We start from the raw sequence: 14,456 nt of genomic DNA, 5'->3' as shown, positions 1-14,456 counted from the left end.
GGATTATTTCATGAAAGAACAATTTTTATTAAGCAGTGATCATCCGATCCTGAGCAACCATAAAGTCTTTGGTCAGGAACTGCTGCCCGGTCCGGCTTATGTAGACCTGATCTACCAAGCATTTCGGGATAACGGGTACGATTGGAGAGAGCTGGAGCTTTGCCATGTATCGATCTATCATCCCTTGACGGTGGGTCACGATTACGAGGTGCTGATCGATATTGTTGTGGAAGAGAAGGAAGCGGGATGCTGGAGCGTCGTTGTAGAAGGCCGCGAATCGCGGGATGGAGCAGTCAGCCCGGAGGCGAAACGATATGCCGATGCCCAAATGCGGAAGATTCAACCCGTTTCGTTTGATAAGACGATCAATCTCGGGCAAGCCATGAATCAGGCGGAGGCTTCCGTCAATCTGGATGAGGCCTATGCGCAGTTTCGTGCGCTGGGCCTCATCCATACCGGCATGATGAAAGCGGAAGGGCATACCTTCCAAACCTCAACAGGCGTGCTCATCGAGCTTGCATTGGATCGCAATTCGCGCGACAGCGCCGAAGACGTGCTGTTTCATCCCACCTTGTTAGATGCTAGTTGTGTAGGTGCCTCGATATTGCTGCGAATGCATGTCGGGGAAGAGCAGCAATTGTTTCTGCCCTTATATTTTGAGTCCTTTCGTGCGGAGCAGCTCATTCAAGAGCGCTGCTATACACAGGTTCTCGCTCCCAGTGTTCAACGAAAGAACGAATTGCTCAGCATGACGCTGGAGCTATTCGACAGCAAGGGCCGCAAAGTAGCAGAAATGAAAAACTACACGATGAAGCTGGTGAGGGCGGCATCCGGGATCGGTTCATCTGCCGTCTCCAGAGGTGGAGATGAACCGTCCGTCACAGAACCGGCGCCGGCTCCAGCTCCAGTCAAAACGGGGTATGCTCTCAGCGGGGAGAGCACTCCCGCCGTTCAGGCGGCCGTTTTTCTGGCCGGCATCTTGGCTGAGCGCTTGGATATAACTGAAGCGGATCTCGATTGGAACGCGGGCTATTATGAGATGGGATTGGATTCCTCAGGCTTGCTGGAGATGGTTAAGAGAATTGAAGCGAAGGTAGGCGCAGTGCTTCCGCCTACGCTGCTTTTTGAATATACGACGATTGCAGATTTATCCGTTTACTTGGCCGAACACTACGCTTCGGTATTCGCGGATGAAAGCTTCGCACCGGCACCGGGCGATGGAATCAATGGCTCCCAATTGCAGCTTGATGAACATCCGGACAACAGGATGACACCTGCGGATTCCAGCAGCAGCGCAGAGGCATCAACATCGCAAGAAGAGGATATTGCAATCATCGGAATGTCAGGCCGTTTTCCAGGAGCAAGCGATCTCCGCGAGTTTTGGCAAAATCTGAAGGACGGTAAAGATTGCATCAGCGAAATTCCCCCTTCACGATGGGATTGGAAACAGTTTGAAGACTTAAAGTCTCCTTCGGGCAAAGGGGTTTCCAGATGGGGCGGCTTCATTGACGACCCGGATTGCTTTGATGCGCCGTTCTTTCGCATATCGCCTCGCGAAGCGGAATTCATAGACCCGCAGGAGCGGATTTTTCTTGAAACCTGCTGGGAAGCCATTGAAGATGCTGGATACCGTCCGTCCAGCCTCGTAACGCCAAGAGGACCGAACAAACGGAACCTTGTCGGCGTGTTCGCCGGTATTATGCATAAGGATTATGCGCTACTCGGGTCGGAGCTTATGGCGCAAGGCTTGCTATTCCCGCTTTCTTTGAGCCACTCGTATGTGGCGAACCGGGTTTCCTATTCGCTTAATTTCCATGGCCCTAGTCTGGCAGTCGATACGCTGTGCTCCGCATCGCTGACAGCTGTCCACATGGCGGTAGAGAGCATCCGACGCGGAGAATGTGAAGCTGCAATTGCGGGCGGTGTCAACTTGTCGCTTCACCCTGGCAAATATAAAACGTTCGGCATGGCCAACATGCATTCGAGCGACGGTTATTGCCGTACGTTCGGTAAAGACGGCGACGGGTTTACATCCGGGGAAGGGATTGGCGCGGTCGTACTAAAACCACTCAGTGCGGCCGTCAAGGATGGCGATCAGATATATGCGGTTATCAAGGGCAGTTCAATCAACCATGTGGGTACGGTTAGCGGCATTACGGTGCCCAGTCCGGTTGCACAAGCTGAATTGATTGAAGACTGCCTGAATAAGACTAATATTCATCCGAGAACGATCAGCTATATGGAAGCGCACGGCACAGGCACGTCGCTCGGCGATCCTATCGAAATCCAAGGACTGGTTAAAGCATATTCCCGCTACACGGATGACCGTCAATATTGCGCCATCGGTTCGGTCAAATCCAACGTCGGTCACGGTGAGTCCGCCGCCGGGGTTTGCGGGTTGATTAAGGTTGCGCTGCAGATGCATCATAAAACGTTAGTGCCGTCGCTGCATTCCGGCGAAACGAATCCATATATCGATTTTGAGCAATCGCCATTCTATATCCAGCGACAGGTAGAGCAATGGGAGCAGCCTCGGCTGATCGAAGCAGGAAAGGAAACGGTATACCCGAGAAGGGCAGGAATCAGCTCCTTTGGCGCCTACGGCTCAAATGCGCATGTCATTATGGAGGAATGGGTGCCGCAGCAGGCTTCTTCCGCGAGCGGCGAGCCGTCTGCCGTCATTGTGCCGTTATCGGCCAAAAAAGAAGATCGCTTGAAAGCGTATGCGGATCGGTTAGCGCGGTTCCTTGCGGATGAGGCTGGATACGTGGCTAGCGTTAAGGAAATGGAATCACAGAGCGGACTGGCAGCCAATATTCTGCGAATGGTTTCAACTGTTCTGAAGGTGGAAGAACAAGACATCGATTTCGATCAAGACTGGTCGGAATACGGCATGGAGACGGCTCACCTGTCTGCTATCCGGGATCAGCTGCAACGAGAATATGAAATCGAGAGCGACAGCATCGATTGGTACGAGCTTCGATCGATCTCTGATGCCGCCGAATCGCTACATCTGATCCTGAATCGCAATCGTCATGCGGAAGGCGGGGCATCTCAGGAGATGAGCTTGTCGTCCATTGCGTATACGCTTCAGACCGGACGCGAAGCAATGGAAGAGCGGGTTGTCTTTCTAGTCAGCAGCATCCGGGAACTTGTCGAGAAATTGAAAGCATATGCGGATGGTAACCCTTCCATTGCCAATTGCTGGAGAGGTCAGCTGAAGAAGAAGTCCGGCGTGTTGGCGGAAGTGGCGAAAGCTGACGACCGTTGGTTCACAGAAGGAAACATGGCTGAAATCGCACAGTCTTGGGCTCAGGGCAGCGATATCGAATGGGGACGGCTTTACCGTGCCGATAAACCGAGTAAAATACATCTTCCGGCCTATCCTTTTGCGAAAAACCGATACTGGCTGCCGGTTGCGGCGAAACCGCAGGACAGCCTGCCAACAGCTGTACAGCAAACAAGAAGCACAACCGAAGCGGCAAGTCCGATCTCGCTTCAGGGAGTAATTCCGGCTTCGAACCGGAACGCGGAGAATGACGCTAACCAACGTATCGTGGAAACTGACGCAGGTGCCGGTTCGCAGGATATGCTGCGGCAGTTTACTCCGGTGTGGGATACGTTCGCCGTTGAGTCGGAAGGCGACTATTTCCCTGCCGTAACGGAACGGATCGCTGTATTTGGTCTCTGCAACGAACGTTTCGCGCAAATCCTAGCCCTATATCCGGGTTCCGTAAATTTGGGTAATGACGAAGACGCATCCGTGGCCGATATCAAGCGGAAGATTTCCGGCTTTGAGGATATCGGACATTTTATATGGGCAGTTCGTGATCCTGTTGCTATAGACGGTGGCTTGAATGATGCGCTGATTACCGCTCACAATCAGACTACGCTCAGCTGCTTCAGGTTTATACAAGCGCTGTTGCAATCCGGCTACGGTTCAAGGTCGGTCGGCCTCACGGTCATCACGACCCAGGCCCAAGCGGTAGACAAGAAAGACATCATAAAACCGGCACAGGCTGGCGTTCACGGACTGATCGGCTCGCTTGCTAAAGAATATCCAAACTGGATGATTCGTCTCATCGACTTGGAGTCGGATTCGACATGGCCGGTGACCGAGATGTTCCGGATCCCTGCAGACCGGAAAGGCGGGGCAGCGGTATACAGAGGGCTTGAGTGGCACCGTATGCAGCTGATTCCAACTGTTCTTCCCGCTCCGAAGGCGCCGGTGTACCAGAATGGAGGCGTATATGTCGTCATCGGCGGCGCGGCGGGATCGGCAGCGTTTGGTCGGAGTATATGATTCGTACCTATCAAGCGCAAATCGTATGGATTGGCCGCAGCCCGATGAATGACGCCATTCGAACCAAAATTCACAGTCTTTCAGATCGTGGTCCCGAGATTCGGTATTGGAGTGCAGACGCATCGGACATCCATTCGCTCTCGCAGGCTTATGCCGAGATTAAGCAGCGTTTTGGCTCAGTAAACGGCGTCGTCCATTCGGCAATGGTATTAAACGAGTACAGCTTGGCTGAAATGGATGAAGTTGCTCTTCAAGCTGCGCTCTCCGCTAAAGTTGACGTGAGTGTCAGGATGGCGCAGGTATTTCGCGAGGAACGGCTGGATTTCGTACTTTTCTTCTCATCGCTCATCAGCCTCATTAAGAATCCGCAGCAGGCTCATTATGCGGCCGGTTGTGTCTTTAAGGATGCTCTCGCGCACTTGCTGGCACAGCAGTGGTCTTGCAGTGTTAAAGTGCTGAACTGGGGATTCTGGTCAAGCGACAAGGTCGAGGATACGGAACAATACCGGATGCTGCAGGAGCTTGGAATCGGGCTGATCGAGCCGGAGGAAGCGATGCAGGCGATCGAGAGAGTGCTTGCCCAGCCGCAATTGCAGCTGGCCGTCATGAAAACGACGAAGCCGATCCCCGTCGAAAGCATGAATCCCAAAGAAGAAATTGCGGCTCTTGCTACAGGGCAGCGGTCAGCTGAAGCAGGCCGAAGCCTGCCGGCCGCTTCTGAGCGACTCGATATCGGACAGCTGAAGCGTGAGAACGCGGAGAAGACGAATGAGATGAACGGACTTCTTGGCAGGCTGTTGTTCGTGCAGCTTCGGCAAACGGGGTTATTCTCTTCTGGAACGTTCGATCTGAAACAGGCAATGGCTGTTGCAGGAATCGCCGAAGAACTGTATGCCGAATGGCTGAGTCAGAGCGTTACTGTTCTCGTAGAGCTCGGGCTGCTGTCCCGCAGCGGTCATCTTCTATCGGTTACGGCGGTCACGGCAAGCACCGATCACGGGACGGTATGGGAGCAGTGGAGGCAGCATACTGCTAAATGGCGGGAGGACGAGAAAACAAGAGCGCAAATCGTATTGGTGGAAACAACGCTGAAGTCCTTGCCGGCCGTCCTTACAGGGAAAACCGCAGCGACCGACGTGCTCTTTCCGAACTCGTCAATGGAACTTGTAGAGGGGATTTACAAGAGTAATCCGGTAGCTGATTATTTCAACGATGTAGTGGCCGAGGCAGCCCTGCATGTTGTCAGACAGCGTGTCCAGGAAAATCCGCAGGCGCAAATTCGTATTCTGGAAATCGGTGCGGGCACAGGCGGTACGTCTGCAGGCGTGCTTGCCAAGCTTGCTCTCTATAAGACCCATATTGCGGAATACTGCTATACCGATCTATCCAAAATGTTCCTGCTCCATGCGAAGAAGGAATACGGCCCTAGCTATCCTTTCCTGACGTACCGCACGTTCAACGTAGAGCAAGCTCTTGCGCAGCAAGGCGTTGATGCCGGTCAGTATGATCTTGTCATAGCCGCGAACGTCCTTCATGCTACGCGTAACATGCGGACGACGGTTCGCAACGCCAAAGCGGCATTAAAGCCTGGAGGATGGTTGCTTTTAAATGAAATTAGCAGCAGCGCCCTATTTACCCATCTTACGTTCGGACTGCTGGAAGGCTGGTGGCTGTATGACGATCCCGGCATTCGGATCCCGGGCAGCCCGGCGCTCTCGCCCGAAAGCTGGCAGCAGCTGCTTGATAGGGAGGGCTTCGGTGCGATCGGCTTCCTGGCCCGGGATCATCACGACCTGGGACAGCAAATCGTTGCGGCGCAAAGCGATGGAATCATCAGGCAGTCTAGAGGGGAACAACGGAAAGGAATAAGCGCTCAGCAGTCTGCAACCCAATCCGTTTCAACATTGACGAAAGAGCGGAATGATGCAGCACAAGCGGATTCCAGAAGTGAAAGAGAAGACAGCATATTTGCCTTGAATGAGCAGATGCTCCAGGATGAAATCAAATCGTTGATCGCCTCCCAGCTGGCGGAAACGCTGAAGCTGGATGCGTCATCGCTCGATATGGATGACTCTTTTGCAGACTACGGGCTTGATTCCATTTCCGGCGTGCATATCGTCAATACGCTTAACGAACGATTGCAGATTGAGATGAAGACGACCATTCTTTTTGACTACAGCTCGATCAGTCAACTTGCCGGTTATTTGCTGTCTGCGCATAAAGAGGCTGTCATGTCCGCATTTAGCGACCGACTGGCCGCCGTTAACGAGCAAGGTTCAATTTCTCTCGAAAGGGAGGAGCAGGCTGTCCATTTCGAATCCTTGCAAACGAAGGCGTCCGCGCAGCCGGCCGAGGCCGCTGTATCCGTTCGGGCTGCGGAAGCAGCAGTTAAAGAGCCCATCGCCATAATCGGAATGAGTGGCCGCTTTGCCAAATCGAACACGCTGGATGAATTGTGGGACCATTTGGCTCAAGGTCATGATCTTGTTGAAGAAGTTACCCGGTGGGATCTGTCGAAGTATGCACCCAAAGGCAAGCCTTACTGCAATCACGGCAGCTTCTTGGATGAGATCGATAAGTTCGATCCGTCCTTCTTTAATATTTCCGGACTCGAGGCTACCTATATGGATCCGCAGCAGCGCATGTTCCTGGAGGAATCATGGAAGGCGCTGGAGGATTCGGGTTATGCGGGCCAGAGCGTAGAGGGTCGTGCCTGCGGCGTGTATGTCGGCTACAATATCGGCGACTATGTGCACCATATCGGAGACAACTCGCCTCCGCAAGCGATGTGGGGGAATGCTCCATCCATTATTCCCGCCAGAATCGCCTATTATTTAAATCTGCAGGGGCCTGCCGTTACGGTGGATACTGCCTGCTCCAGCTCGCTCGTATCCATCCATCTTGCCTGCCAAGGCTTATGGACCGGAGAGACCGAAATGGCGCTGGCAGGGGGCGTGTTTGTCCAAACGACGCCAACGTTTTATATCAATTCCAACCGGGCCGGCATGCTGTCTCCTTCGGGCAAATGTCACACGTTCGATAATCGGGCGGACGGCTTCGTGCCTGGCGAAGGGGGCGGGGTCGTCGTTCTGAAGCGATTGAAGGATGCCATTGCCGACGGCGATCATATCCACGGGGTTATTAAAGGCTCGGGCATTAACCAGGACGGGACGACAAACGGCATTACCGCTCCAAGCGCCAATTCGCAGGAACGGCTGGAAAAGTCCGTCTATGAGCGTTTCGCCATTCATCCGGAGCAGATTCAAATGGTGGAGGCGCATGGCACCGGAACCCGTCTCGGCGATCCGATCGAGTTCGAAGCATTGAACAGTGCCTTCAGCCATTACACGGATAAAAAGCAGTTCTGCGCGATCGGTACAATAAAAACAAATATTGGTCATACAACTGCAGCTGCAGGTGTCGCAGGCGTTTTCAAAATTTTGCTGTCGCTGCGAAACCAGCAAATCCCGCCTTCCTTGCATTATGAGACGGGCAATGCGCATATCAAGTTTTCCAGCAGCCCGTTCTATGTCAATACGGAGAGTAAAGATTGGGCGGTTCCACCGGGTTCAAGGCGGATTGCAGCCACCAGCTCCTTCGGCTTCAGCGGCACCAATGCGCATATGGTCATTGAGGAGGCCCCAGCTCCTTTGCACATGCATGCATCGAGGCCGTTTTATCTCATTACGCTGTCAGCCCGCAGCCGGGAACAGCTGAAGCAGCAAGCCGAGAGGCTGTTGGAGCATTGCCAGCGGGTACCTGGCATTGATGCGGGAAACATCAGCTATACACTACTGGTTGGACGCCGTCACATGAATCATCGGTTGGCCTTTATCGTCAAAGACGCTGAAGAGCTAAAACAGCTGCTCTCCAACTGGCTATCGCGCGGTAAAATGGCGCAGGTGTACGTATCCGAGTTAGCGGAAAACGACGTTCGCGAGCAGCAATCGTTAAAGCGGTTCGGCAATGCCGCGATCGAGAGCTGCCAAACGTGCACGAATCCAGGCTTGTATCTGGAGCATTTGTCCACGGCAGCCGAATTGTATGTTCAAGGCTATGCGCTGAATTACAGTCAGCTGTTTGCCGGCGACTCCTATTCGCGTGTTCCGCTTCCGACATATCCGTTTGCCAAAGAGCGTTACTGGGTTTCGAATACTGACTATCCGCCACAGGATCCACAAAGACGCGAACCTATGAAAGCGTCTAACGAATCTTTGCCTCTGAACCTTCAGCGCGCTTCGTTGAAGGACACTTCAGGCCTATTGTTTCAAACGGTTCTGACGGGGACGGAGTTTTTCTTGACGGATCATTCAGTTCGAGGTCGAAAGGTGCTGCCTGCCGTCACCTATCTGGAGATGGCGCGGGCGGCTGTGACGGCAGCATACGAAACAACGTCACCCGTCTTGCTGCGGCATATCGGATGGGCGCAGCCAATCGTCGTGGAAGATCGTTCCGTCACGGTGAACATTCATCTGCAGCGTAATTCCGAAGCGGACTTCTTCTTCGAAATTTATACGGAAGCATCGGGTCATCCGGCGGGAAGAACGGTTCACTGTCAAGGAACAGCGGCATTAGGTGAATCCATTCAAGTTCCGCATACCGAATTGCTCGAAGAACTTCAGGCTAGATGTGATGTTGGACTGATCACCGGCGCCCAATGTTATGACATGCTTGGTCAGCTAGACATGGATTACGGACCTGGCCATCGTGCTATTGACCGAATCCAGGTTGGTAAAGGCGAGCTGCTGTCCCGATTGGAAATTGCGACTTCCGCTTTGTCCACACTGGAGCATTATGTGCTTCATCCGGGCATGATCGATTCGGCGCTGCAAGCATCAATCGGAATGGCCGCATTACCTGTAGATTCGGAAGGAGGAACCGGTTCGGAAGGAGCATTAAGGCCGGGACTTCCTTATGCACTGGACCGTTTGATGATTTTGGGTCCAAGTACAGCGGTCATGTGGGCATGGATTCGAAGAAGCTCCGGAAGCACCGCAACAGGGGCGATTCAAAAGCTTGATATCGACATCTATGATGAGCATGGAAAACACTGCGCGATGCTGCAAGGCCTCTCTTCGCGTCAATTGGAAGAGGAAGCGGCAATGATGGCTATGGAAGAAAACGCTCCGCTTCTATGGAATCCGGCATGGGCTGAACGCAATGATGAAGACCGAAGTGAAGCGTGCACAATCACCCGGCGGTATATGTATTTGCTGGAAGAAAACCAAAGCATGAACGCGCAGCTGGCCCGAGCATTCCCTGAAGCGGAGTGCAAGGTGCTGAAAGCAGAAGGGCCGGTGATCGAAAAACGGTATGCCGGCTATGCGGAGCAGCTCTTGGTTGACATTCAGAAGATCCTAAGGGACAAGTTTGGCGGTCAGACACTGATCCAGCTGCTGATCCCCGCTTCCGGTGAGCAGCAGCTATACGCCGGCTTAGCTGGTATGTTGAAGACGGCGCATCTGGAGAATCCAAATGTATGGTGCCAGTTAATCGAAATCGATGGGGGCGTCTCATCCGAGCAACTGCTTTCCTTTATAGAGATTGACGGTCGTCATCCATCGGTCAGCCATATTCGTTATGAAGGAAGCCGGCGGTATGAGGCGGTAATCGAAGGCCTGAATGCGGCGGACGTTGTAGTGGAAGCGCCGTGGAAGGACAGGGGCGTCTACCTCATAACGGGCGGTGCCGGGGGACTTGGATTGATCTTCGCGCAGGATATCGCTAGGAAGTCCCGTGAAGCGGCAATCATTCTAATCGGAAGGTCAAAGCTTGACCGTAACCGTCAGTCCCAATTGGAAACGCTCCGCGAATTAGGCGCACACGTGGAGTATCATACCGCAGATGTCTGCAAGGAATCGGACATGGCGGCACTGATGAGTGGAATCGTAGCACGACATGGCCGATTGAACGGTATCCTTCATGCTGCAGGTATGAAGAAGGATAGCTTCCTGATCCATAAAACAACAGACGATTTGATTGCTGTCTTGGGACCTAAAGTGGATGGGCTCATAGCATTAGACAAAGCAACAAGCGGGCTGGAGCTCGACTTCTTTATTCTGTTTTCCTCGCTTTCCGGATGCCTCGGAAACTATGGGCAGGCGGATTATGCGGCAGCAAACGGGTTTATGGATGCTTTCGCCGCTTATCGGAATGAGCTGGCAGCGGCTGGTCAGCGGCAAGGACATACGCTTTCGGTGAATTGGCCGCTGTGGCAGGAAGGCGGCATGACCGTCGATCCCGCAACGGAAGCGATGATGGAGCAGCGCGCGGGAATGAAAGCGATGCAGAGCCAAGAGGGCATTCAAGCGCTTTACGCTGCGCTGGCAAGCGGGAAGCACCAAGTTGCGGTGACGAACATGGTTTTGAGCACAACGCCGCACATGGAAGAGGTGGCGACAGCGCAGCAAGCTCCCGCGGCCGAGTGGCAAGCAGATAGAGATAACCTGCTCGGACCAGATGAGCTGTATGAGAGAACGATGCACTACTTAAGGGAGACCCTGTCATCCTATATACGCATGCCGCTGCATCGCATGGATACCAAGACCTCTTTCAGTAAGTTTGGCATTGACTCGATTATGGCGATGCAGCTTACGGCACAGCTTGAGAACGAATTAGGCTCGCTGCCGAAAACCTTGTTCTTCGAGTATGAAAATATACAGGCGCTGTGTGAATATCTTCTCGGTCATTATGAGCATGAGCTTCGTCGGCTGCTTGCGCCCGAGCTTACACAAGTGATAACAAAGGCAGCTTCACCGGTCTTAGCGACTACTCATTTATCCGTTATGCCGGCTCCAGCGGCGACAAAACCAGCGTTAAAGCAAGCAACGCTGATCCGCGAGGAGATATCCGAACGTAAACCTGCGTCCGATATCGCGATCATCGGATTGTCGGGCCGCTATCCAGGAGCGGACGACTTAGACCAGTTCTGGGACAATCTGAAGAACGGGAAGGATTGTATTGAAGAAATACCCGCTGTTCGTTGGCAAAGCGGCAAGTATTATGATCCTGAGAAAGGCAAGCCGGGCAAGAGCTACTGTCAATGGGGCGGGTTTCTGAAAGATATCGATCAATTCGATCCGATCTTCTTCCAGCTCTCACCTCTAGAAGCGTCTTATATAAACCCGCAAGAGCGGCTGTTTCTCGAGTCCGTATGGAACACGCTAGAGCAAGCGGGATATACAAGCCAGACGCTTGAGCATGAGTACGGCAGCAAAGTCGGCGTGTATGCCGGTTGTATGTACAATCATTATCATTTGCTTAATAAGGACCCGGCGAAGGAGCCGCTTCTTGCTCTGTCCTCGTATAGCTCCATCGCCAACCGGGTGTCCCATTTCTTTAATCTCAAAGGTCCGAGTATCGCTGTCGATACGATGTGCTCTTCCTCGGCGGTCGCGATCCATATGGCATGCGAAAGCTTGCGGAAGGGTGAATGCGAGCTGGCGATCGCCGGCGGCGTCAATCTTTCGCTTCATCCGCAAAAGTATGTCGGCTTAAGCATGTCGCGTTTGGCTGGCAGTCATCCTGGAAGCAGAAGCTTCGCGGACGGGGACGGTTATTTGCCATCGGAAGGAGTCGGTTCTGTCCTATTAAAACCGCTGGTCAAAGCCATTGAGGATGGTGATTCCATATTAGCGGTGATTAAATCAACCGCCGTCAATCATGGAGGACAGACAAACGGCTACGGAGCACCGAATCCGAATGCGCAAGCCCAACTAATGGAAGAAAGCATGCGCCAGGCCGACATAAAACCAGAGTCAATCAGCTATATCGAGTGTGCGGCTAACGGGTCATCCATGGGCGATGCAGTTGAAATGGCGGCGATGAACAAGGTGTACCGCAGCCATTCCGGTACGAAGCGTGCTGTGTCGATTGGGTCTGTCAAATCCAACATCGGGCATGGGGAAGCTGCCTCGGGCATCGCCCAATTAACAAAAGTCGTTCTTCAGTTAAAGCATCGGCAGCTTGTTCCGACAATCGGTTCGGACACAGCCTTGAATCCGAATTTACGCCTTGAGGAAACGAATTTCCGTATTCAGCGGCGTTTAGAGGACTGGCAACAGACGGAAAATGAAGCGCCACATGGCGGGAAATTCCCGCTTCGCGCGGCGATCAGCTCCTTTGGTGCCGGCGGTACGAATGCTCATCTGATTGTCGAGGAATATGTGCCGCCTGCTGAAGAGCCGTCTGTACAGGAAACTGGAAGTCAATTATTGATTCTCTCAGCCAAAAGCCGGGAACGTCTGAAGGAAGCCGTGTACCATGTACGTCAGTATGTGAAGCAGAACGAGGAGCTTTCGCTGGACGATCTGGCCTATACGCTGCAGGTCGGTCGTGAATCCACGGACTTCCGCCTTGCTGTAACAGCGAGCAGCAGGGAAGAATTGATGGCCGCGCTCTCGTACTATCTTGATGATACCGGCAGTTCGGATCGTCCGCTATCCGAGAGCTTCGGGTTATACGAAGGAAATGCGGGCGGACCTCCGGATGATATGCTCAGGCTCCTTTCTGGTAAGAACGGCCAGCTGTATATGAAGCACTTGATGGATGAATATGATGTCGAGAAGCTTGCCATCTACTGGTCAAAGGGTGGCGATATGGACTGGAGGGAATTGTATCGTAGCCGAAGAAAGGGGAGAATCGTACCATTGCTCACTTACCCGTTCGTCAAGCAGCGCTGCTGGCTTGAATTCCAACCGGAAGCGGGTTTAGAGCGAACGGAAGCTGAGATGAGCAAGAACGATGAGATGAGCGCACAAAAGGCTCAGCTTGCCATGAACGGGAATGATGCAGAGACAATCGTCTTAAACAGCGTCGCTCTACTTCTTGGCATGATGCCGACAGAGATTCAACCCGACAAGCGTTTGATGTATTACGGATTGAGTTCGCTTCATCTCGCGCAATTGCTTGCAGGCCTCCAGAAAGTGGCTGCTCCATCGATGGAGCTCCCTGATCTGTTGACTTGTGAAACGATTCAAGACTTGATCAACAAGGTGCAAGCGAACTTCCCGCTGGAAATCGATGATCTTCATGTTGATGGCTCTTTTTTGGAGGAGAACTTCAATCAGCAGATCATTAAGCTCAATCCTATTACGGATGGAAGGCCGGTATTTTGGATTCATGGCGCATCCGGAGGCGTGGAAGTATATCGTTCTTTAGCGGCGTATGCGAAAAGACCGTTCTACGGAATCCAATCGTTCGGTGGTACCGACGATGATGCACCTGAGGGCATAGTGGCTATTGCTTCACAATATATCCGACTCATCCAAGCCATTCAGCCGGAGGGCCCTTATGAGTTTGGCGGATATTCGCTCGGCGGTATGTTGGCCTACGAAATGACGCGTCAGCTGCAGGAAGTGGGTGAGACCGTATCGTCTTTGGTCATGCTGGATACGATGTTTAGCCCGGAGATCCAGAGTACGACCCTCGATCAGAATTCTATAGCCCTGCAAACCGTTAACATGGCGTTGGCAGCCACCCATGGCATTGCCTCGAACGATGAGAAAGGTCTTCTCATCCATAGGGATGAGATTGATAGCGACAACGGATTCGATGTATTCTTTGAACGTCTAACCGAGCTAGCCAAGCATAGAGGACTGGATATTCCTAAGCTGCTGCTGGAGAAGCAATTGGAGCGTCAGTTTTCGATACAGCAGCGCTACGGGTTGATAGACTATAATCTTCTGCCTCTGCCTCGGCCTGATGAGGTGACCTGCTATTACTTCCGAAACCAGAGTGGGGTGTTCATGGGACCATGGGAACCTTATTTAATGGCAAAAGAAGGGGCCGTTCCGTTCGACCATCTGCCTTACTGGGAGGAATGGGTTCGACAGATCCCGCAGGCGTACGTGATGGACGTTGAAGCATCGACACATATGACAATGCTCGAAGACGAAGTCGCAAGAAAAACGATTTATGCGTTCTGCGAGAAACTTTATGGAAAGCGGCCGCTTTCGGCACGTTTTTTTCAATCCTTCTATAAGCAGTACGCCATGTTCGTATAATACACTGACAAAAGCGAGGTACGCAGATGCGTATCTCGCTTTTTTTTGTTTCGGCAAGCCAAAATTTCCTACGGTGGCTGTAACAATAGTTTATGAGTAGTGTTTCAAAAGAATAGTCGATCAGATCTGGTAATGCATGTGTACTCTAA

The 14,456-nt window shown here is 52.7% G+C and carries 2 protein-coding genes; both read left to right on the top strand.

The genetic code is table 11. The features are described 5' to 3' along the window. Positions 1 to 10: 10 nt before the first annotated feature. Entirely contained in the window at positions 11 to 4,303 is a 4,293-nt protein-coding gene (locus ACQ5DJ_RS00920) for a beta-ketoacyl synthase N-terminal-like domain-containing protein (protein ID WP_429840792.1), read from the top strand. Continuing rightward, entirely contained in the window at positions 4,300 to 14,307 is a 10,008-nt protein-coding gene (locus ACQ5DJ_RS00915; protein WP_429840835.1) for an SDR family NAD(P)-dependent oxidoreductase, read from the top strand. The genes ACQ5DJ_RS00920 and ACQ5DJ_RS00915 overlap by 4 nt, the downstream gene beginning before the upstream one ends. Positions 14,308 to 14,456: the final 149 nt, after the last annotated feature.

This window comes from Brevibacillus sp. FIR094 (genome assembly GCF_050477165.1).
Taxonomy (GTDB): domain Bacteria; phylum Bacillota; class Bacilli; order Brevibacillales; family Brevibacillaceae; genus Brevibacillus.
This window is presented reverse-complemented; position numbering and strand designations above follow the sequence as displayed.

Bases quoted from the DNA above. Each gene is read 5' to 3' on its own strand.
- ACQ5DJ_RS00920 (WP_429840792.1), top strand. From the start codon at position 11: ATGAAAGAACAATTTTTATTAAGCAGTGATCATCCGATCCTGAGCAAC.
- ACQ5DJ_RS00915 (WP_429840835.1), top strand. From the start codon at position 4,300: ATGATTCGTACCTATCAAGCGCAAATCGTATGGATTGGCCGCAGCCCG.